The 20,201-nt window shown below is 63.4% G+C and carries 17 protein-coding genes and 1 pseudogene; 12 read left to right on the forward strand and 6 right to left on the reverse strand.

Features of this window, described 5'->3' with window-relative positions; genetic code table 11:
- Position 1: 1 nt before the first annotated feature.
- The 4 genes from D3242_RS27430 to D3242_RS27445 all read left to right on the forward strand — a co-directional run bounded on the left by D3242_RS27430 (position 2) and on the right by D3242_RS27445 (position 2,912).
- A complete protein-coding gene (locus D3242_RS27430) occupies positions 2 to 826 on the forward strand; it encodes an alpha/beta hydrolase (protein ID WP_064982374.1) in 825 nt (274 codons plus the stop codon).
- A 178-nt stretch (positions 827 to 1,004) separates the two neighbouring features.
- Positions 1,005 to 1,445, forward strand: a complete 441-nt coding sequence (locus D3242_RS27435) for a hypothetical protein (RefSeq protein WP_027047749.1) — start codon at positions 1,005 to 1,007, stop codon at positions 1,443 to 1,445.
- A gap of 322 nt (positions 1,446 to 1,767) precedes the next feature.
- Positions 1,768 to 2,187 carry a hypothetical protein gene (locus tag D3242_RS27440; RefSeq protein WP_027047748.1) on the forward strand — a complete coding sequence of 140 codons (420 nt, stop codon included), beginning with the start codon at positions 1,768 to 1,770 and terminating at the stop codon, positions 2,185 to 2,187.
- Between the two features lie 380 nt (positions 2,188 to 2,567).
- Complete coding sequence (locus tag D3242_RS27445) at positions 2,568 to 2,912, forward strand: hypothetical protein (protein WP_010913447.1); 345 nt, start codon at positions 2,568 to 2,570, stop codon at positions 2,910 to 2,912.
- A 45-nt stretch (positions 2,913 to 2,957) separates the two neighbouring features.
- On the opposite strand, the gene ggt is transcribed toward D3242_RS27445, so the two are convergent.
- From ggt to D3242_RS27460, 3 genes are all read right to left on the reverse strand, one after another.
- A complete protein-coding gene (gene ggt / locus D3242_RS27450; RefSeq protein WP_019863187.1) occupies positions 2,958 to 4,697 on the reverse strand; it encodes a gamma-glutamyltransferase in 1,740 nt (579 codons plus the stop codon).
- A 99-nt stretch (positions 4,698 to 4,796) separates the two neighbouring features.
- Positions 4,797 to 6,089, reverse strand: a complete 1,293-nt coding sequence (gene rhaI, locus D3242_RS27455) for an L-rhamnose catabolism isomerase (RefSeq protein ID WP_038644510.1) — start codon at positions 6,087 to 6,089, stop codon at positions 4,797 to 4,799.
- Positions 6,090 to 6,188: 99 nt separating this feature from the next.
- Positions 6,189 to 8,291 carry a bifunctional rhamnulose-1-phosphate aldolase/short-chain dehydrogenase gene (locus D3242_RS27460; RefSeq protein ID WP_019863185.1) on the reverse strand — a complete coding sequence of 701 codons (2,103 nt, stop codon included), beginning with the start codon at positions 8,289 to 8,291 and terminating at the stop codon, positions 6,189 to 6,191.
- Positions 8,292 to 8,475: 184 nt separating this feature from the next.
- On the opposite strand from D3242_RS27460, the gene D3242_RS27465 reads away from it, so the two are divergent.
- From D3242_RS27465 to D3242_RS27495, 7 genes are all read left to right on the forward strand, one after another.
- The gene (locus tag D3242_RS27465; protein WP_010913443.1) at positions 8,476 to 9,279 is read left to right on the forward strand and encodes a DeoR/GlpR family DNA-binding transcription regulator; all 804 of its coding nucleotides are present in this window, start codon (positions 8,476 to 8,478) and stop codon (positions 9,277 to 9,279) included.
- Between the two features lie 54 nt (positions 9,280 to 9,333).
- Positions 9,334 to 10,329, forward strand: a complete 996-nt coding sequence (gene rhaS, locus D3242_RS27470; RefSeq protein ID WP_010913442.1) for a rhamnose ABC transporter substrate-binding protein — start codon at positions 9,334 to 9,336, stop codon at positions 10,327 to 10,329.
- Positions 10,330 to 10,413: 84 nt separating this feature from the next.
- Positions 10,414 to 11,955, forward strand: coding sequence for a sugar ABC transporter ATP-binding protein (locus tag D3242_RS27475; protein ID WP_064982376.1), 1,542 nt, complete (start codon positions 10,414 to 10,416; stop codon positions 11,953 to 11,955).
- Positions 11,952 to 12,929, forward strand: coding sequence for an ABC transporter permease (locus tag D3242_RS27480; RefSeq protein ID WP_064982377.1), 978 nt, complete (start codon positions 11,952 to 11,954; stop codon positions 12,927 to 12,929). The genes D3242_RS27475 and D3242_RS27480 overlap by 4 nt, the downstream gene beginning before the upstream one ends.
- Complete coding sequence (locus tag D3242_RS27485) at positions 12,926 to 13,921, forward strand: ABC transporter permease (protein WP_064982378.1); 996 nt, start codon at positions 12,926 to 12,928, stop codon at positions 13,919 to 13,921. Before D3242_RS27480 ends, D3242_RS27485 begins: the two co-directional genes overlap by 4 nt.
- Positions 13,921 to 14,238, forward strand: a complete 318-nt coding sequence (gene rhaM / locus D3242_RS27490) for an L-rhamnose mutarotase (protein ID WP_064982379.1) — start codon at positions 13,921 to 13,923, stop codon at positions 14,236 to 14,238. Before D3242_RS27485 ends, rhaM begins: the two co-directional genes overlap by 1 nt.
- Positions 14,235 to 15,611: an FGGY-family carbohydrate kinase gene (locus D3242_RS27495; protein WP_064982381.1), complete on the forward strand. Its 1,377-nt coding sequence runs from the start codon at positions 14,235 to 14,237 to the stop codon at positions 15,609 to 15,611. The genes rhaM and D3242_RS27495 overlap by 4 nt, the downstream gene beginning before the upstream one ends.
- Here the strand turns inward: D3242_RS27495 and D3242_RS27500 are convergent, their stop codons facing one another.
- The 3 genes from D3242_RS27500 to galE all read right to left on the reverse strand — a co-directional run bounded on the left by D3242_RS27500 (position 15,612) and on the right by galE (position 19,787).
- Positions 15,612 to 17,438, reverse strand: a complete 1,827-nt coding sequence (locus D3242_RS27500; RefSeq protein WP_064982383.1) for an alanine racemase — start codon at positions 17,436 to 17,438, stop codon at positions 15,612 to 15,614.
- A gap of 1 nt (position 17,439) precedes the next feature.
- A complete protein-coding gene (locus D3242_RS27505; protein ID WP_064982385.1) occupies positions 17,440 to 18,690 on the reverse strand; it encodes a D-amino acid dehydrogenase in 1,251 nt (416 codons plus the stop codon).
- A 101-nt stretch (positions 18,691 to 18,791) separates the two neighbouring features.
- Positions 18,792 to 19,787, reverse strand: a complete 996-nt coding sequence (gene galE / locus D3242_RS27510; protein ID WP_064982387.1) for a UDP-glucose 4-epimerase GalE — start codon at positions 19,785 to 19,787, stop codon at positions 18,792 to 18,794.
- Positions 19,788 to 20,065: 278 nt separating this feature from the next.
- Between galE and D3242_RS27515 the strand changes: the two are divergent.
- Positions 20,066 to 20,201: pseudogene (locus D3242_RS27515) on the forward strand (5-aminolevulinate synthase); the annotation flags it as partial.

A 20,201-nucleotide genomic window follows, 5' to 3' on the forward strand; every position in this document is an offset into this window, starting at 1 on the left:
CATGCAGAAAGACCCCTTCCGCACCCGCGATCACGTTGCCGACTTCGATGACATCGTGGCCGATATCGTGGCGCGCAGCACCGCTACCCGGGCGACGCTGCCCATGGTGGCTAATGTCGCCTATGGCAACGGCGCGGCCGAGAGGCTCGACCTGTTCTTTCCCCCGGTCGGGCGCAAGAATATTCCGGTTCATATTTTCATCCACGGCGGCTACTGGCGCATGTTTTCAAGGGGCGACTATTCCTATGTGGCGAACACAGTCACCAAAGCCGGCGCGATCGCCGTCATCGTCGATTATGCGCTAATGCCCGAGTTCAGAATGGCGGCGATCGTGGAACAGGTCCGGCGCGCCAAACAATGGGTGCTGGACAACATCGTCGACCATGGCGGCGATCCCGCCCGGATAAGCGTCAGCGGCCATTCAGCCGGAGCGCACCTGGCCACATTCCTGTTCGAGAAGACGCCAATGCCATCACGCATCCGTGCGGCGCTGCTGCTGGGCGGCCTTTACGACCTGAAGCCTCTGCGGAGATCCTTCCTCGAGCCGTTGATCGGCATCACCGACGAGGAGGCAGCTGCCTTCACGCCAATGACGCGGCGGCATGACCCGAAGACGGCAGTGACCATTCTCGTCGGGGACCAGGAAACGCAACCCTTCCACCAGCAAGCGGCCGACTTCGGAACACTCTTGCGCGCGCAGGGGCACGGTGTCCGCGACCTCCGCCTGAATGACCGGAACCATATGAACAGCGTACGGGATCTGGGCATCGTCGGCACGCAGGCTGGCGATTGCCTGATGCAGACGATTGAAACAACCCTCGTCTAGAGCAATTCCAGGAAAAGTGTGAGCGGTTTTCCGCAACCTCAGGACTTGGCCCTGTTGCGCGACCAGGCGACTCGCCGAGCGAAACAGCTTTGCTCTCATTGGCCATTCAGCGGATTCGATTTGCTTGGTGATCCCCCACCCTTAGGGCAAACTCCCTGCCGGGGCTGCAGGAGGTGAAATGAGAGCACGCGCAGCAACGCTCGGGGATCTCGAGGATGTGTTTCATGGCCTCTCCAAGCGGATGTCGGAGGAGTACGCGGCGGCCGGCAAGGACAGCAAGATCGCCTACGACAATCTGATGATGAATCTGAAGGAAGGCCGGGCGCACGCGCTGGTCGAGGGCGAGAAGGCCGTGGCGATCATCGCCTGGCATGAGAACAGCGACGCCGCCGATACGCTGTTTGCCGCGCAGGAGGACTTCTTCCGCGCCTCGACCGTGCGCTTCTGCAAGCGGCATATCAGGCACATCCAGGCGCTCGCCGGCAACCTTCCCATCCACTCGCGCAGCTGGCTGCAGGGGCCTGACGTCGCCCGATGGTTCGGCATTATCGGTTATGTCGAGCGCGGCCAGGAGAACGGCGCCAACCTGTTTGAGCTGCCGCCGGCCCGCGCCAGCTAAGGAACCCTGGCTGGCGGCATGTGTTCCTCCTTGCCGCAAACGCCGAGTATACCTCGCCATTGCCCGCGCAGATTCGTCGATGCGGGTCACCTCTTCGGCTCCAAGCGCTTTAACTCGGTGGCCGTGCAAATTGCACACTCGGCCGCCTTGGACTGCCTCAGCAAGCGGCTTGCACGGGGCGACGATTGGCGGGATGTTACTGGGGGCAACCGGGGCCAAACCGGCAGGCCGAGATCGATATGGCTGCTGGAAAATGTCGCGAGCTTGCTTCGCCCTTTTTATCCTTGTTGCCTTGCTGATGCCGGTGGAGGCCAGCGAGCGCATGTCTCATCTGCTTGACCGCTCCAACCTGCCGGTCTCCTATCTTCGCGAATCGGATGTTGTGACCGCATACACGACTGCAATGGCGCGCTTCCGTCTGCAGTTCGCAGGACGTGCCGGCGAAACCAATCTTGCGGTCTCTCTCGAACCATTGCTTTTGCGGGCGGAATTCCGTGCGCGGACCTGGCGCTCGGCGGACGGCAGCTTGTTGCAAGGCTTCGCCGGCAAGGGCGGCTTCCGATTGACGATCGGTAACTGCCTAGCGCGTATCTGCGCTGCCAGCGAATGCAGCGATGCCGGTTGGCCGGTTTACGCCTGCAGCGACGGACGCAAGCGCAAGATGTCCGTCACGGATTTTGTGACGGCAAGCTTCGACGGCGTGCCCTATCGTCGATTGAGCGCCCCCCCTTCGCAGGAATGAGGGCGCGAAGTGCCACCATCCTACCGAGGCAGGCGTTCAGCAAGGGGCGGTATTCCTTCCCGCACCGCGAACGCCTTCCCAGTCAAGAATTACTCGCCTCACGCCCAGCGCTGCGACTCCCCGCCGCAGTCGCGCAGGGCGTTGCGGCACTGAAATTGACGCTCGGCATCATCTTTTCCCCGCGAACTCGGTCCAAATAGAATAGGATGGTGGCGCGCCATCCGAACGCGGACGCGTGTTGCATTCGACCCAGGCAGCCGGAAAACCGGTGACAAGCGCCGCCGGAACGTGTTGAAGGTGACGGTCGACACAGAGAGGGACGTGCGATCGGGTTGCACTCGGCAAGTGTTGATGGTTTGTTGCCGGTCTGCGGAGAACGAATGATGCGAGAATCGATCGGTCAAGACGAATATGGGTCGGCGAACCCTTTCGATCCGGACGACCTGCCCAATCTGAATGCGATCGGGCCAGGGATCGGCAACAATGATTTCGAGAAATACGCGGTCGCCGTGATCATCGTGTTCGGCGCCCTGATCATCGGCGGGCTGATGGCCGCGTCGATGACCTTCGGCCATCGCAACGGGTTCCTCTTCGCGCTTGGCGGCGCCACATCGGCCTGGATCTCCGGAAACGCGCTTCTGCTTGACCGGCCGCGCATCTACGCGCTGTTCGTCGGCATCGCCGCCCTGATGCTGATCGCATCGACCATCACACTGGTTACCTGACGGTTCTTGCCGGGCCGCGACCCTGTCCGAGGGTCCGCCCCGGCATCAATATCCGAGTGCCTCGCCAGAGGCCGCCCGGCTGTCGATGGCGCCATTGTAGCGCGCGCCGCCGCCTTTCCCGATTTCCGCGAGGCTTTTGCCGCCGACCAAAATGCCGGCCGCCTGGCCCCAGGTCTGGTCGCCGAGATCAAGGTGGTAGCCCATGCCGGCCAGCAGCCTTTCGGTGTCCGGCGACAGGCCGAACGGCTCGACATAGACCTTATCGGGCAGCCATTGATGGTGGATGCGCGGCGCGTCGATCGCCTCCTGGATGTTCATGCCGTGGTCGATGACGTTGACGATCGCTTCCAGCGTGATGGTGATGATGCGCGAGCCGCCGGGGCTGCCGATGACCATGAACGGCTTGCCGTCCTTGGCCACGATGGTCGGGCTCATCGATGACAGCGGCGTCTTCTTCGGCTGAATGGCATTGGCCTCGCCCTGGACCAGGCCGTAGAGGTTAGGGACGCCCGGCTTCTGGGTGAAATCGTCCATCTCGTTGTTGAGCAGGATGCCGGTGCGGTCGGCGACGACGCCGGCGCCGAAGGAGCCGTTCAGCGTGTAGGTCACGGCGACCGCGTTGCCGTCCTTGTCGATGATGGAATAGTGCGTCGTCTCCTTCGATTCGCCAAAGCCTTTCGGCATCAGGTCCTGCGACACGCCGGCGCGGAATGGGTCGATCTTGTCGCGGATGTCCTTGGCGTAGGCTTTATCCAGCAGTTTCGAGACCGGATTGTCGACGAAATCGGGGTCGCCGAGCGCGGAGTTGCGGTCGACATAGGCATGGCGCATCGCCTCGACCATGACATGCACGGTCTCGGCCGAACCGGCGCCGAGATAGGACAGCGGGTAGCCTTCCAGCACGTTGAGGATTTCGCAGATGATGACGCCACCGGAGCTTGGCGGCGGCGAGGACGTGATCTCATAGCCGCGATAGGAGCAGGTGACCGGTTTCAGTTCGCGCACCGCATATTGCTCGAAATCCTGCTTGGCCAGGATGCCGCCCTTGGCGCCACTCGCCTTGACGATGGCGTCGGCGATGGCGCCCTTGTAGAAGGCGTCGGGGCCTTTCTCGGATATCGCCGAGAGCGAGGCGGCAAGGTCTGGTTGGGTGAGCCGCTCGCCAATGCCAAAGGGCTTGCCATCGGGTTTCAGGAAGGCGGCGGCCGCCGCCGGATCCTTCGCCAACCTTTCAGCGTTGCCGGCGAACGAGGCGGCGTCGCCCTGATTGAGAATGAACCCGTCCTTGGCATAGCGAATAGCCGGCGCCATCAGCTCTTGTCTTGAGAGTGTGCCATATTTTTCGCGCGCCATTTCGAAACCGGCCACCGAGCCCGGCACGCCGACGGCGAGATAGCCGTCGAGGCTGGCGCCCTTCACCGGGTTGCCATCCTTGTCGAGATACATGGTCTTGGTCGCGGCCAACGGCGCGCGCTCGCGGAAATCGAGGAAGGTCGATTTGCCATCGGCGAAACGGATGGTCATGAAGCCACCGCCGCCAATGTTGCCGGCATTGGGGTAGACGACGGCCAGCGCATAGCCGACGGCGACCGCCGCATCGATGGCATTGCCGCCCTTCTGCAGGACCTCGACGCCGACTTCCGACGCCAGATGCTGGGCCGTCACCACCATGCCGTGCTCGCCCTTGGCCGGCGCCGGCGACGCCGCAAGGACGCTGGTCAATGGTGCGAGGGCAAAGGTGATGGAAAGACTGGCGGCGATCAGTATCCGACGGGTGACGTGCATGGCGGGTTCTCCTGGCGGGGACGCCTAGAAGAGCCCGTCGCTGCGGCCGAGTCCACCTTCAACAATGGGCCAGGCGGATCAATTCCGATGTCAGGCGTGTCAGACAATTCCACCCGAGCCGCCGGCGACAGCCGGGCGTTCGGCCGCGACCTTGGCGCGGTAGCCCGCTGCCCGGTAGGCGGCGACCGGATCGATGGCGCCCCCGGTTTTCAGCCGCGCCATGGCCAGGATCGGCTCGACATCGGTGCGGTAGGCCGCCTTCAGCGTCTGCGTCGCCATCAGCGCGTCATTGCCGTCCTGAAAACCTTCGAGCGCCTTGCGGTCGACCAGCAACGCCTGCGCATAGGCGCGCTGCACCTCGACCGCCGAGAGCATCAGGCTTTCAATCGGATCGGTGACGTTGTGGCTCTGGTCGAGCATGTGGGCCGGATCGAAACCCTCGGCGCCGGACAGTTCGGCATCGACCAGTTCGTTGAAGACCAGGAACAGCCGGTAAGGATCGATCGAACCGGCGTCGAGATCGTCGTCGCCATATTTCGAATCGTTGAAGTGGAAGCCGCCGAGCTTCTTGAACTGGATCAGCCGCGACACGATCATCTCGATGTTGACATTGGGCGCGTGGTGGCCGAGGTCGACCAGGCAGAAGGCCCTGTCGCCCAATTCCTTGGCGATAAGGTAGTTGGTGCCCCAGTCCTGCACGACCGTGGAATAGAAGGCCGGCTCGTACATCTTGTGTTCGGTGAACAGTTTCCAGTCGGCGGGCAGCCCGGCATAAACCTCCTTCATGGCATCGAGGTAGCGCTCGAAGGCTTTGGCGAAATTGACCTGGCCCGGAAAGTTCGAGCCGTCACCGATCCACACCGTCAGCGCCTTGGAGCCGAGCGTCTTGCCGATCTCGATGCATTCGAGATTGTGCTCTACCGCCTGCCGGCGGGTGCCGGCGTCGGCATGCGACAGCGAGCCGAACTTGTAGGAGAGTTTCTGGTCCCTGGCATCGGAGAATGTGTTGGAGTTCATGGCATCGAAGCCGAGGCCGAAGCGCGAGGCCGCCTGCTTCAGCCGGTTCGGATCGGCCTTGTCCCATGGAATGTGCAGGGAGACGGTCGGCGTCGCCTGCGTCAACTGGCTGATGACGGCGCAATCCTCGATCTTGTCGAAAATATCGCGCGGCTCGCCGGCGCCGGGAAAGCGCGCAAAGCGCGTGCCGCCGGTGCCGACGCCCCATGAGGGGATGGCCACGGCGAATTTCTCGACCTTGTCGCGGATGGCGTCGATGGCGATGCCGCGGCGATCCAAGCGTTCCCCAAGGGAGGCGTAGTCGCGCTCTAGGTCGGGCTTACGGGCGGCGTTGTGGCTGTCGACGATTTCGGCGGAAATGATGGTTTCGGACAAGTACTGGTTCCTCCCAAATGCGTTCCGTCAGCGCTGCCCCTCATCCGGCCCTTCGGGCCACCTTCTCCCCGTGAACGGGGAGAAGGGAAGCGCTCCAAATCAGCGCGTAAAGCTCTGCGCGTTGCCGGCGTCGACGTTGATGATGTTGCCGGTCGATTTGGCCGACATGTCGGAGGCGAAGAAATAGATCGCCTCGGCGATGTCTTCCGGGAAGACCGAGCGCTTCAGCATCGAGCGCGAACGATAATGCTCTTCGAGGTCGTCCGTGGACATCTTGTAGGCGGCGGCGCGCTGTTCCTTCCACTCGCCGGTCCAGATTTTCGAGCCGCGCAGCACGGCGTCCGGATTGACGACATTGACCCTGATCTGGGCTTCCGCGCCTTCAAGCGCGAGACACCGGGCGAGATGGATTTCGGCGGCCTTGGCCGTGCAGTAGGCGGCGGCGTTGGGCGAGGCGGCAAGGCCGTTCTTGGAGGCGACGAAGACGACATTGCCGCCGATCTTCTGCACCCGGAACAGCCGGAACGCTTCCCGCGAGACCAGGAAATAGCCGGTCGACAGGATGTCCATGTTCTTGTTCCACAGCGCCAGCGACGTCTCCTCGATCGGCGCCGAGGAGGCGAGACCCGCGTTGGAGACCAGAATGTCGATGCCGCCGAACTCGACCGCCGTCTCGGCAAAGCCCGAAACGACCTGGTCTTCCGAGGTGACGTTGATCACAACCGGGCGGACGAAATCCTTGCCATAGGCTTTCGCCAGTTCCTCATTGGCGCTGGCCAATGCAGCCTCATCGATGTCGGCCAGCACCACGCAGGCGCCTTCGCGCAGCAGCCGGTTTGCGGTCGCCCGGCCAATGCCGCCGGCGCCACCAGTGACCAGCGCGATCTGGCCGGCGAGCGATTTCGGCTTCGGCATGCGCTGCAATTTGAGATCCTCGAGCAGCCAGTATTCGATGTCGAAGGCTTCCTGGGCGGGCAGGCCGACATAGGACGAAACGGTCGAGGCGCCGCGCATGACATTGATGGCGTTGACGTAGAATTCGCCGGAAATTCGCGCCGTCGCCTTGTCGCCGGCGAAGGTGAACATGCCGACGCCGGGCATCAAATAGACCACGGCATTGGGATCGCGGATGGCGGGCGAATCCGGATGCTTGCAGCTGTCGTAATAGGCCTGGTAGCCGACGCGGTATTCGGCGATGTCGTCGGCGAGGCGCGCAATGACGGCATCGACATCGGGTTTTGCCGGATCGAACTCGATAACCAGCGGGCGGATCTTGGTGCGCAGGAAATGGTCCGGGCAAGAGGTGCCGAGTGCCGCCAGCGGACGCAAATCCCTGGAGTTGACGAATTCGAGCACGGCGGCGGAATCGTCGAAATGGCCAAGCTTGTGGCTCTTTTCCGAGATCAGGCCGCGGATTTTCGGCATCAGTTTCGCCGCGACGGCGCGCCGCTCCTTGGCATCGAGCGACTTGACCACTTCGCCGCCGAAGATGGCGAGGCCCTCGGAGCGGCGCTCGAACCACTCGATCGCCTGGTTGATCACCGAGATCGTCGTCTCGTAGCATTCCTTGGGCGTGTCGCCCCAGGTGAACAGGCCGTGGCTTTCGAGGATGACGCCCTTGGCGGCGGGGTGTTCGAGGCAGAACCTCTCCAGCCACAGGCCAAGCTCGAAGCCCGGCCGCTTCCACGGCAGCCAGCCGATGGCATCGCCGAAGATCTCCTTGGTCAGCGCTTTGGAATCCTTCGCCGCGGCAATGGCGATGATGGCGTCGGGATGCATATGATCGACAAACGGCTTCGGCACATAGGCGTGCAGCGGCGTGTCGATCGAGGCCGCGCGTGGGTTCAGATTGAACGTGCAGTGGGGCAGATATCCCACCATCTCGTCCTCATGCTCGACGCCGCGATAAAGGCCTTTCAGCGCGCGCAATTTGTCCATGTAGAGCGTGGCGAAGCCGTCAAGCTTGATCGAGGCGCTGTCGCCGCCCGAACCCTTGACCCACAGCACTTCGACAGTCTCGCCGCTGAGCGGGTCCTTCTGCCATATCTTGGAGGAGGTGTTGCCGCCGCCATAGTTGGTGACACGCTTGTCGGAACCCAACGTGTTCGAACGATACACCAGAAGCTCGGGGTCGCTCATCCCTTGGGTTTTCGCATCATCCCAAAGATTGGCAAGGCGCGAGCCGGAGCGCTTATCGAGCATAGGTATCCTCCCTGGGACGCAAAAAGCCGCAGTCCATTTTGCCCGGAATGTCTACGCAAGCATCTCGCTTGTCAATCATAAACGATCACGATCGATCATATTGCACTGCACAATGAAATTATATGATCGGAAATGATTGACACTGCTCGTTATGAGTGCCTAGATGGCCAGGCAGGGAGGAACCATGCACGAAAAAGAGCGCCACAGGATCATTCTGTCCGCCGTCCAGGAAAAGCCTGTGGTGACGGTGCAGGAAATGGTCGACCTGACGGAGTCGTCGGAGGCGACGATCCGGCGCGATATCGCGGCTCTGCATGTGCAAAAGCGCCTGCGCCGGGTGCGCGGTGGCGCGGAAGCGATTTCGCCACCGCAATTCATCGGCCTGGCCGGCCGGCCCTTCTCCGTCAACGAAACGATCAACGCTTCGCAGAAGAGGGCGATCGCCCGGGAAGCGGTCGAATTGTGCGGGGATGGCGAGCCGATCATCATCAATGGCGGCACCACCACCTTCCAGATGGTGCATTTTCTGACCGGTCGGCGCATGCCGATCTTCACCAATTCGTTCCCGATCGCCGAGCATCTGCTCAAGCACTCGAAGAACACGGTGATGCTATCGGGCGGCACTATCTATCGCGAGCAGAACATCATCCTGTCACCCTTCGACAATGACGTGACGCGCAATTTCTATGCACGCCGCATGTTCATGGGCGCGCAAGGGCTGGGACCGCTCGGCCTGATGGAAGGCGACCCGCTGCTGATCCAGGCGGAGCAGAAGCTGATCGACCAGGCAGACGAGCTGGTGGTGCTGGTCGACTCCTCGAAATTCCGCAAGCGCTCCAGCCTGATCCTGTGCGGGTTGTCGCGCATCGCCACCGTCATCACCGATGACGGCATCGAGGATCGCGAAGCCAAGATGTTGGAGACCGCGGGCGTGACGCTGATCGTCGCCCGCAAGACGGCAAAGGAAGAATCTTCACTGCAGGCCTGAGACACCTCACGCCCGCAGCGGCGATGGAATGCAACGCTCAAGGGAGGATATGCGATGAGCTTTTTGAAGAAACTGATGGTGACGGCCGCATTCTCGGCCGCCATGTTCGTGAATGCCGCCTATGCCGAAAACGTCAAGATCGCACTGGTGGTGAAGTCGCTCGGCAACGGCTTCTTCGACGCCGCCAACAAGGGCGCCGAAGAGGCGGCCAAGGAACTCGGCGATGTCGACATCATCTACACCGGCCCGACCAAGGCGACCGCCGAAGCGCAGATCGAAGTGGTCAACTCGCTGATCGCGCAGAAGGTCAACGCCATCGCCATTTCGGCCAATGACGCGGACGCGCTGGTGCCGGTGCTGAAGAAGGCCATGGAGCGCGGCATCACCGTCATCTCCTGGGATTCGGGCGTTGCCAAGGAAGGCCGCCAGCTTCACCTCAACCCGTCCGACACCGGCCTGATCGGCGAGACGATCATCAAGCTTGCCGCCGACTATCTGCCGGAAGGCGGCGATGTCGCCATCCTGTCGGCCTCCTCGACCGCGACCAACCAGAACGCCTGGATCGACGCGGCCAAGAAGGTGCTGCCGGAGAAGTTCCCCAAGATCAAGCTCGTCGCCACCGTCTATGGCGACGATGATTCGGCCAAGAGCACCGATGAAGCCAAGGGCCTGCTGAAGTCCTATCCGAACCTCAAGGCGATCATCGCGCCGACCACCGTCGGCGTTGTTGCCGCCGCCCAGGTCGTCACCGACGAGAAGCTGATCGGCAAGGTCAATGTCACCGGTCTGGCGCTGCCGTCCGAGTTCAAGAAGTTCATCGACAACGGCGCCAGCCAGGCGGTCGCGCTGTGGAACCCGATCGACCTCGGCTACTCCGCCGTCTACCTCGCTCACGACCTGGCGGTGAAGAAGGAAGAGGCCAAGCCCGGTGCGACGCTGTCGATCGGCCGCGTCGGCAAGGTCACGCTCGACGATAGCAACTCGGCTGCGATGGCTCCGCCCTTCCAGTTCGACAAGACCAACATCGAGAAGTTCTCCAAGATCTATTGATCTGGGACCCTTTCAAGCCGTCGCGGCGGGGCTCACATCCCGCCGCGATTTTTAACGGACCTACTTTCAGGGCTTGATACGACCATGGACACGACAGCCCAGCACGGCACGGTGAAGGAGGGGCCAGCGGCCTCCGCGCCAAGCCTGTCGCTGTCCGGCATCTCGAAAAGCTTTCCCGGCGTGCGCGCGCTGCACAATGTCAGTCTGTCGCTCTACCCCGGCCAGGTGACGGCACTGATCGGCGAGAACGGCGCCGGCAAGTCGACGCTGGTCAAGATCATGACCGGCATATACCAGCCGGATTCGGGCACGATCAGCATCGACGGCCAGGCCGTCACCTTGCCCAGCGCGCATGCCGCCTTCGGCCATGGCGTCACCGCCATCCATCAGGAAACCGTGCTGTTCGACGATCTGAGCGTCGCCGAAAACATCTTTCTCGGCCACGCGCCGCGCACACGGCTAGGCACCATCGACTGGCGCACGATGCGCAGAAATGCCCGCGAAGTGCTCGACACCATGCATGCCGGCCATATCGACGCCGATGCGCGTCTGAAAGATCTCGGCATCGCCAACAAGCATCTCGTCGCGGTGGCGCGCGCCATGTCGATCGACGCGCAGATCGTCATCATGGACGAGCCGACAGCAGCCCTTTCGATGAAGGAGATCGAGGAGCTGTTCCTGCTCATCGAATTCCTCAAGGAGGAAGGCAAGGCGATCCTGTTCATCAGCCACAAGTTCGACGAGATTTACCGCATCGCCGACCGCTACACGGTGTTCCGCGACGGCGAGATGGTTGGCGAAGGCCTGATCAAGGATGCTGGCCAGAGCCAGATCGTGCGCATGATGGTCGGCCGCTCGGTCGACCACATCTTCCCGCAGCGCAAGGCCGAGATCGGTGCGCCGGTCCTCTCCGTCTCCGGCCTGTCGCACCCGACCGAGTTCAACAATATCGGCTTCGAGCTGCACAAGGGCGAAATCCTCGGCTTCTACGGCCTTGTCGGTGCCGGGCGCAGCGAGGTCATGCAGGCTATCTCAGGCATCACGCGCACATCAGGCGGCACGATCACGCTGGAAGGCAAGGCGATAGCGCCGAAAACGGCGGCGGATTCGATCGAGGCCGGCATCGTCTATGTGCCGGAGGAACGCGGCAAGCAGGGCGTGGTGATCGGCCTGCCGATCTTCCAGAACGTCTCGCTGCCCTCGCTCAAGCGTACCTCCAAGTCAGGCCTGCTGCGGCTGGCGGAAGAGTTTTCGCTCGCCCGCTCCTACACCGAGCGGCTTGACCTCAGGGCCTCGTCGCTCAGCCAGGATGTCGGCACGCTGTCGGGCGGCAACCAGCAGAAGATCGTCATCGCCAAATGGCTGGCGACCGCGCCCAAGGTGATCATCCTGGACGAGCCGACCAAGGGCATCGATATCGGCTCCAAGGCCGCCGTGCACGGCTTCATGGCCGAGTTGGTGGCGCAGGGCCTGTCGGTGATCATGGTGTCGTCGGAACTGCCTGAAATTCTCGGCATGTCGGACCGTGTCGTCGTCATGCGCGAGGGCCTTGTCGCGGCGGTCTATGACAATAAGGGGCTGGACGCCGAGACGCTGGTGCGGACGGCAGCGGGGATCGCGGCATGAAAGCCTTTCTCAAATACCGCGAGATCTGGCTGGCTGCGGCCATCATCGTTTTGATCGGGCTGATTTCGACACGCTTCCCGGCCTTTGCCGACCCCGGCAATCTGCGCCAGGTGTTCAACGACACCTCGATCCTGATGATCCTGGCGCTCGGCCAGATGGTGGTCATCCTGACCCGGTCGATCGACCTGTCGATGGCCTCCAACCTCTGCTTCACCGGCATGGTGGTGGCGATGCTGAACGCCGCGCACCCGGCGATCCCGATCCCGGCACTGATCGTCATCGCGCTGGCGGTCGGGCTGGTGCTCGGCGCCATCAACGGCCTTCTGGTGTGGCTGCTGAACATCCCCTCGATCGTGGTGACTTTGGGCACACTCACCATCTATCGCGGCGTCACCTTCGTCCTGTCCGGCGGCGCCTGGGTCAATGCCGACAAGATGAGCCCGGATTTCATCGGTTTCCAGCGCGCGGCCTTCCTCGGCATTCCGGTGCTGTCCTGGATCGCCATCCTGGTCATCGCGCTGTTCTTCGTGCTGATGACACGCACCGCGCTCGGCCGCTCGATCTATGCCATCGGCGTCAACCCGACGGCGTCGGTCTATACCGGCATCGATGTCGGCCGCACGAAATTCATCGTCTTCTGCATCTCCGGCATGATCGGCGGGCTTGCCGGCTACCTCTGGATCTCGCGCTACGTCATCGCCTCGGTCGAGGTCGCCAACGGTTATGAACTCAACATCATCGCCGCCTGCGTCATCGGCGGCATCTCGATCGCCGGCGGCATCGGCTCGGTCGGCGGCGCGGTGCTTGGCGCGCTGTTCCTCGGCATCATCTCCAACGCGCTGCCGGTCATCAACATCTCGCCCTTCTGGCAGATGGCGATTTCGGGCAGCGCCATCATCCTGGCTGTTGTGCTTAACGCGCGCGGTGAACGCCAGCAAGGCCGCATCATCCTGAGAAAGGCGGAGGTGGCATGACCGACATCCCTGCCCCGCGGCATATTCCCGACCGGCTCGACAAGCCGTTTCGCTCGGCGATCTTTTCCTGGGAGGCGCTGTTGATCGTGGTGGCCGTCGCCATCTTCGCCATCAACAGTTTTGCCTCACCCTATTTCCTCGATCCGTATTCGCTGTCCGATCTCACCTTCAACTTCACCGAGAAGGGCCTGATCGCCTTTGCAATGGCATTGCTGATCATTTCGGGCGAGATCGACCTGTCGGTGGCCGCCATCATCGCACTGGCATCCACCATGATGGGCATGGCGGTGCAGGCGGGTGCGGGCACGCCGGTGCTGGTGTTGATCGGCATCGTCGTAGGCCTCGGCTGCGGCGCCTTCAACGGGCTGTTGGTGACAAGGCTCGGCTTGCCGTCCATCGTCGTCACCATCGGCACGATGAGCCTGTTCCGCGGCATCGCCTTCATCATCCTCGGCGACCAGGCCTATAAGGGCTATCCCGAAAGCTTCGCCTTCTTCGGCCAGGGCTATGTCTGGTGGGTGGTCTCGTTCGAGTTGGTGCTCTTCCTCATCGCCGCCGTCGTCTACTGGTTCCTGCTGCATCGTACGAGTTTCGGCCGCCGCGTCTTTGCCATCGGCAACAATCCGGTCGCGGCGCAGTTTTCCGGCGTGCGCGTCGGCCGCATCAAATTCATCCTGTTCTGCCTGACCGGACTGATGTCAGGCATCGCCTCGGTACTGATCACCTCACGGCTCGGCTCGACGAGGCCGTCGATCGCGCAAGGCTATGAGCTGGAAGTCATCACCATGGTGGTGCTCGGCGGCGTCAGCATTCTGGGGGGGGCCGGTAGCATTGTCGGCGTCGTACTCGCCGCCTTCATCATGGGGCTGGTGACCTTCGGGCTCGGCCTGCTCAACGTGCCCGGCATCGTCATGTCGATCTTCATCGGCGTGCTGCTGATCATCGTCATCGCCCTGCCGATTGTCTGGCGGCGACTGCGTGGTAGCAGCTGATGCCTGAGAAATACGCGTTCAAGATGAAGCTCAAACCGGGCATGAAGGCCGAGTACAGGAGACGCCATGACGTGATCTGGCCGTCGCTGGTCGCGCTCTTGAAGCAGGCCGGCGTGTCCGACTACTCGATCCATCTCGACGAAGAGACCAACATCCTGTTCGGCGTGTTGTGGCGGCGGGACGATCATGGCATGGCCGAATTGCCGAAGCACCCGGTGATGCAGCGCTGGTGGGCTCACATGGCCGACATCATGGAAACGAAGCCGGACAATGAGCCGGTGGCCGTGCCGCTGGAAACTATGTTCCATATGGCATGAGCGCGCTTCGCCACATCGCCGTCATCGACATCGGCAAGACCAACGCCAAGGTGGCGCTTGTCGACCTCGCGACATTGAGCGAGGTGGCGCTGCGCCGCATGGCAAATGCGCCGCTGCGGCAGGCGCCCTACCCACATCACGATGTCGAGGCGCTGTGGACATTCATCCTCGACAGCCTTGCCGGCCTCAACCGCGAACGGCGCATCGACGCCATATCGATCACCACGCATGGCGCGACGGGTGCGCTGGTCGACGCTTCGGGCGAACTGGTTCTGCCGGTGCTGGACTATGAGTTCGACGGCCCCGACAGGCTGGCGGCGGACTATGACGCTGTTCGACCGCTCTTCGTCGAGACCGGGACGCCGCGCCTGCCAATCGGCCTCAATCTCGGCGCGCAACTCTTTTGGCAGCAGAAGTGCTTTCCGACCGCGTTCGCGCATGCGGCCGCGATTCTGATGTACCCGCAATACTGGGCGCTGCGCCTGACCGGCGTCGCCACCAACGAAGTGACCTCGCTTGGTTGCCACACCGATCTGTGGAATCCATGGCATGCCGACTTTTCGTCGCTGGTCGATCGGTTGGATTGGCGCGGCCTGATGGCACCGGTGCGGCCGGCCAGGGATCGCCTTGGTCCGATCCTGCCAGCGCTTGCCGCGCGCACCGGCCTTGATGCGCAAACCCCCGTGTTCTGCGGCCTGCACGATTCCAACGCCTCGCTGCTGCCGCATCTCCTGTCCGACGTGCCACCCTTTTCGGTCGTCTCGACCGGCACCTGGGTGGTGTCGATGGCGGTGGGCGGCAGGACGGTCGATCTCGATCCGGCGCGCGATACTTTGGTCAATGTCAACGCGCTGGGCGACCCCATCCCCTCGGCCCGTTTCATGGGCGGCCGCGAATTTTCCGTTCTGACGGAAGGCCGGCCGGAGACATGGAGCGACGCTGATGTGCGGGCCGTGCTCGCGCGAAAGACATTGCTGCTGCCGTCGACGCAACAGGGATCAGGGCCGTTCCCAGATCAGGCCGCGACATGGCTCAATGCCGACGGCATGAACAATGGCCAGCGCTTTGCCTCCATCTCGTTCTACCTGGCACTGATGACGGCGACCTGCCTCGACCTGATCGGCGCCGATGGCCCGACTACCATCGAAGGACCGTTTGCCCGTAATCGCCTGTTTGTCGGCATGCTGGCCGCAAGCACAGGCCGCGCCGTCGTCGCCTCTGAAGCGGCCACGGGAACCAGCATCGGCGCGGCACTGCTGGCGTCCGATCAGGTCACGGCGCATGGCAAGGGCGCGCGACTGGAACCGCCGACCGACGCGGCCTGGGCAGCCTATGTCAGGGCGTGGCGCGCGGCGGTCGAAGCACGGGGCTGATCACAGGATCCGCTTGCCGAAGGCCGACATGACGAAGTTCACGGTGTCGGCGCCGATCCTGGGCTCCATATGCTTGGTCAGGCCCGAAATATCCATCGACAGCAGGCCGCCGGAGAGCGCGATCGCCTCCATCGCCTGATGCGTCTCTCGCACCGTTAGCCCGCCGGAGCCAGCCGCCCAGCCGGCGAATTCAGTCGCTGTCGGCGAATAGCTGAGATGAAAGCCTTGCGTGCCCGACGTGGCGATGCGGATCGCCTCATGCATCAGGTCGCGCATGCCCATGGCGTCGATATCGGTCATGGTGAAGGCCGACACTCGCGAATCCTTCAGCACCCGCGCCTCGGCCGGGTCGGCATGGCGCAGGCCGACGATGACGACATTTTCCGGCGACAGCTGCGGCTGCAGCGCGCCGGCCTTGTGATCGAGGCCGAGGGTCCGGGCCAGCACAGAACCTTCCGGCAGGTCGATGCCCTCTTCGTCTTCCGGCATCAGCGCGGCGATGGAATCGATCCAGATCAGGCCGAAGGAGTGCGTCGCGCGCGCCGTCGCCGTCAGCGCCTTGTGGGCGATGCGGCGATCGGCGCCGGCACTCAGCCGGATCAACCCGGAGGGCGGCCGCTCGACATCGGTGAGTTCCACGACGTCGAAATTCATCGCCTCCAGCCGCGCGCCGGTCCCCTCGCGGGCAAGAACGCCGGCGGCTTCCTGTTCGGCCGAGATCGACACCATCTTGCGGCCGGAAAAGTCGGCGACGTCATGCATCGGGGCCTTTTCGACATATTCCGACGTCATCGCCAGCAGCATGGCGCCATAGCTCATGCGGAAGGCGACGCGGTCGCCGACGGCGGGCGGCGGGTCGGCGTCCTGCACGTCGAGCAGCAGATGGTCGCTGGAGGCGCCGAGAACGCGAATCCCCTTGGCGATCGGCGTCAGCCCTTCGACCAGCACATCCTCGCGGCCGATATTGGCGATGGCGCGCAGCCTGTCACCCTCGTCGGGAAAGACCGGCTGGTTGCCGAAAGCGTCGTAGCCGGACTCGCCGATCGGCCGCGACGGCTTCAGCTTGACCTCGATGATGTCGCTGGTCAGGCGGCAGGCGTCGGGCTCGAGTTCGGCCCATGGCACATCGCGGAAGGTTTCGACGCCGCCTTGCAGGATCGCCTCGCCGACCCGGAGATTGTTGATGCCGGCGGGCAGTTTGCCTTCGAGCAGCAGTGTCAGCGACGACGAGGCGCCGCCGGAGATCCAGTCGAGGCTTTTGCCCGACAGGCGCTCGGTCTTGTAGGCGTGGGCGACGAGTTGGCCGAGATTCTCCGACGTCGGCATGATGGCGCCGAAACAGCCGAGATTGGTGCCGATGCCGGCGACGCGCACGCCCTTGAACTCGAGGATCCGCTCGACGGTGGGGATCAGGTCGCTCGGCCAGATGCCTTCGCGGAGGTCGCCGAGATCGATCATCAGCATGATGTCGTGGACGCGGCCCATGCGCTCGGCGATGCGCGAGATCTCGCGGATGGTGGCGAGTTCCGACTGCAGGCTGATGTCGACGGTGCGCACCACCTCCTCGATGCGCGCCATGGGTGGACTGCGCAGCAGCATGATCGGCGCGTTGATGCCGCTGTCGCGCAGCCGGCGGATGTTTTCGAAACGCGATTCGGCAATGCCGGCGACGCCGCCGCGCAGCATGGCACGCGCCACTTGCGGCATGCCGCACATGCCCTTGGTGACACCGAACACCTTGATGCCGGACAGGGCGCAGCGGTCGACAATGGTGCGGGCGTTGCGCTCGATACGGCCAAGGTCGATGGCGACTTGCGGTCCCGACATCCTATCCCCCGTACACAAGCCCCTGCGGGTCGATCTCGGGCTTACGGCCGGCAACGAGGTCGGCCAGGAATTTTCCGGAGCCGCAGGCCATGGTCCAGCCGACATGGCCGTGGCCGGTGTCGAGATAGAGGTTTTGATAGCGTGCCTGGCCAATGACCGGCACGGAGCCCGGCATCATCGGCCTGAGGCCCGCCCAGAGCTCCGCCTTCTTCTCGTCGAAAGCGCCGGGAAAGAGGTCCTTTGCGGTCCTGAACATGGTGGCAAAGTCGCTGGGTTTGTGGGAGCGGTCGAAGCCGGTGAATTCAGCGGTCGAAGCCAGCCGCAACCGGTTGCCGAGCCTCGAATAGGCCATCAGCTGGTCCTCGTCGGCGCCGCCCATGGTCGGCCCCTTGCTCTCGTCTTCCAGCGGAATGGTCGCGGTATAGCCCTTCACCGGATAGACCGGCAGGTCGATGCCGTAGCGGCGGCCAAGCAGACCGCTTTCCGGCCCCATCGAGATGACGACGGCGTCACCGGTCACCGGTCCGGCCGAGGTCATCACCGCCCGCACCCGGTCGCCCTCCATGTCGAGACCCTCGACCGTCGTGCCGTAGAGGAATTTCACGCCGAGCTTTTCGGCGGCATGAGCGGCGAGCTTTTCCACGAACTTCCGGGAATCGCCGGTCTGGTCGATCGGCGAATAGACGCCGCCGGCGATCTTTTCCTTTACGCCGGCAAGGCCCGGCTCGAGCTCGACCAGCCGGTCGCGGCCGACGATCTCGATCGGCAGGCCGTGCTCGGCCAGATAGCGGTAATTGTCGGTGCCGGTGTCGAGGCTGTGCTGCGAGCGGAAGAAATAGAGGATGCCTTTCTTGCGCTCGTCATAGTGGATGCCGGTGTCGGCCGAGATGGCGTTGATGCAGTCGCGCGAATAGAGCGCGAGGCGCAGCTTGACCTGGCTGTTGGCGCGCAGGCGGGCCACCGTGCATTGGCGCAGGAAACGCAGGCTCCAGGCGAGGAAATAGGGATCGAAGCGCAGCCGCACCTTGATGCCGAGATCATGATTGTAGAGCCCGCGCAGAAACGTCTTCAGCGCCGCCGGCGAGGCCCAAGCGGTGGCGTCGCCTGGCGAAACCAGGCCGGCATTGGATTGGCTGGTGCCCCGCGCGGGCGCCGCATGGCGCTCGATCACGGTGACCTCGTGGCCGTCGGCGGCCAGGTAATAGGCTGCTGCCGTACCGACAACGCCGGCGCCGAGCACCGTTATCTTCATGCCATCCCCCAAAAGCTCTCGGCGGCGCGGCGCCTCGACGCCGCGTCGCGACTGCTTCCATAGCGCGTCGCCGCGCGCCTTGCGAGCCCTCGGGGCTTGGCTCAGCCGCGGGCGGAGTTCTTGCTGGTCAGGATGCGCTCCCAGGCGAGTGCGTCGGCAACGATCTGGTCGAGATCGTCGCGTTGCGGCGTCCAACCGAGTTCCGCCCGGGCAAGGTCCGAATTGGCGACCACCGCCGCGGCGTCGCCGGGACGCCGGTCGCCCATCTTCACCTCGAAATCGTGGCCAAAGGCACGGCGCACGCTCTCAATGACCTCGAGCACCGAATAGCCATGGCTGTAGCCGCAATTGGCGATGAGGCTCTGTCCCCCGGCGCGCAGCCGCTGCAGCGCCAGGCGATGCGCGGCTGCCAGGTCGCTGACATGGATATAGTCACGCATGCAGGTGCCGTCGGGCGTCGGGTAATCGGTGCCGAACACCTGCATGAAAGGCCGCTTGCCGAGCGCGGTCTCGCAGGCGACCTTGATCAGATGCGTGGCGCCCGGCGTCGACTGGCCGGTGCGGCCCTTGGGGTCGGCGCCGGCGACGTTGAAATAGCGCAGCGCGGTGTAGCGGATGTCGTGCGCGAGGCCGGCATCGCGCAACATCCATTCGCTCATCAGCTTGGACAGGCCATAGGGCGATTCCGGCGCCAGGCGGGCATCCTCGCGCACCGGCTCCAGCCCGGCGCCGCCATAGACGGCGGCGGTCGAGGAAAAGATGAAATGCGGCACGCCCTCGCGCACCGCGGTTTCGATCAGCGTGCGGGTCTTCGAGGTGTTGTTCTCGTAGTAGGCGAGCGGGTCGGCGACCGATTCGGGGACCACGATGGAACCGGCGAAATGGATGATCGCGTCGACATGATTGTCCCTGATGATCGAACCGACCAATTCCTTGTCGGCGACATCGCCGACGACCAGCTTTGCCTCCGGCGCCACCGCCCATTCGAAGCCGGTGGAAAGGCGGTCGAGCACGACCACGCTTTCGCCCGCATCCAGCAATTCCCAGACCATGTGGCTGCCGATATAGCCGGCACCGCCTGTCACCAAAACCGTCATCCGCATCCTCGCATCTCAAGATTTATCGGAAACTGTCTCAAACACCGCCTTACTGGAAAGCCTGCCGCATGGCCATTAGAACCCTTGGTAACCGGCGTTCACCAAATGTGGCATCGTGCTGAAACAAAAGTGATCCACAGTGCGTGTCGTGGAATGGGAATAGGCCACGATCCGCCATCGTTAGGAACATGTGCGGGGCGTGGCATTTTGACCAAAATGGCCCGGTGGACGACCAATAGGCCAATGATTATGATCCCGCGCAAAATTGGGAAGCCGACATGAACTACCAGCGGTTCTTCGAAGATGCGATCGACCAGCTCCACGCGGAGCGTCGCTATCGTGTCTTCGCCGACCTCGAGCGCATCGCGGGCAAATTTCCGCGCGCCATCTGGCGCTCCAACGGCCGCGCCGAGG

The organism is Mesorhizobium jarvisii, from assembly GCF_003601985.1.
Taxonomy (GTDB): Bacteria; Pseudomonadota; Alphaproteobacteria; order Rhizobiales; family Rhizobiaceae; genus Mesorhizobium; species Mesorhizobium jarvisii.

Coding starts and splice junctions, on each gene's coding strand:
- D3242_RS27445 (WP_010913447.1), top strand. CDS start 2,568: ATGATGCGAGAATCGATCGGTCAAGACGAATATGGGTCGGCGAACCCT.
- D3242_RS27505 (WP_064982385.1), bottom strand. CDS start 18,690: ATGAAGATAACGGTGCTCGGCGCCGGCGTTGTCGGTACGGCAGCAGCC.
- rhaM (WP_064982379.1), top strand. CDS start 13,921: ATGCCTGAGAAATACGCGTTCAAGATGAAGCTCAAACCGGGCATGAAG.
- D3242_RS27480 (WP_064982377.1), top strand. CDS start 11,952: ATGAAAGCCTTTCTCAAATACCGCGAGATCTGGCTGGCTGCGGCCATC.
- D3242_RS27495 (WP_064982381.1), top strand. CDS start 14,235: ATGAGCGCGCTTCGCCACATCGCCGTCATCGACATCGGCAAGACCAAC.
- D3242_RS27485 (WP_064982378.1), top strand. CDS start 12,926: ATGACCGACATCCCTGCCCCGCGGCATATTCCCGACCGGCTCGACAAG.
- D3242_RS27460 (WP_019863185.1), bottom strand. CDS start 8,291: ATGCTCGATAAGCGCTCCGGCTCGCGCCTTGCCAATCTTTGGGATGAT.
- D3242_RS27440 (WP_027047748.1), top strand. CDS start 1,768: ATGTCTCATCTGCTTGACCGCTCCAACCTGCCGGTCTCCTATCTTCGC.
- D3242_RS27500 (WP_064982383.1), bottom strand. CDS start 17,438: ATGTCGGGACCGCAAGTCGCCATCGACCTTGGCCGTATCGAGCGCAAC.
- D3242_RS27430 (WP_064982374.1), top strand. CDS start 2: ATGCAGAAAGACCCCTTCCGCACCCGCGATCACGTTGCCGACTTCGAT.
- rhaS (WP_010913442.1), top strand. CDS start 9,334: ATGAGCTTTTTGAAGAAACTGATGGTGACGGCCGCATTCTCGGCCGCC.
- D3242_RS27475 (WP_064982376.1), top strand. CDS start 10,414: ATGGACACGACAGCCCAGCACGGCACGGTGAAGGAGGGGCCAGCGGCC.
- D3242_RS27435 (WP_027047749.1), top strand. CDS start 1,005: ATGAGAGCACGCGCAGCAACGCTCGGGGATCTCGAGGATGTGTTTCAT.
- galE (WP_064982387.1), bottom strand. CDS start 19,787: ATGACGGTTTTGGTGACAGGCGGTGCCGGCTATATCGGCAGCCACATG.
- ggt (WP_019863187.1), bottom strand. CDS start 4,697: ATGCACGTCACCCGTCGGATACTGATCGCCGCCAGTCTTTCCATCACC.
- D3242_RS27465 (WP_010913443.1), top strand. CDS start 8,476: ATGCACGAAAAAGAGCGCCACAGGATCATTCTGTCCGCCGTCCAGGAA.